Annotated in this window: 1 pseudogene; it reads right to left on the bottom strand. The window is 68.3% G+C overall.

What is annotated here, in order from left to right:
• Window positions 1-249 (bottom strand): annotated as a pseudogene (locus tag SB751_RS33715) (two-component sensor histidine kinase); the annotation flags it as partial.

The following is a 249-nucleotide window of genomic DNA, read 5'->3' as shown; positions in this document are numbered from 1 at the left end:
GGTCACCGCCCAGCAGAAGGGCGCGGTCACTGCCAGCGCGAACAGCAACAGCGCCAGCGTCACCGGGGTCAGCCCCAGCACTTCCCAATGCCACGAGTCGTAGGGCAGGAACAGCATCAGCAGTTCGCTGTGATCCGGCAACACCAGCAACTGTGGATCCCACCACGATACGCGCAGCGCGTCCGGGTCGGCGGGCACGTCGATGGCGGCGATCAGGCCGTGATCGGGCGAGGCGCGGAAGGCGGCCAG

This window comes from Cupriavidus sp. SIMBA_020, assembly GCF_046535395.1.
GTDB classification, from domain to species: Bacteria; Pseudomonadota; Gammaproteobacteria; order Burkholderiales; family Burkholderiaceae; genus Cupriavidus; species Cupriavidus campinensis.
The sequence above is the reverse complement of the archived record's forward strand: the minus strand, read 5'-3'. Positions and strand labels throughout refer to the sequence as shown.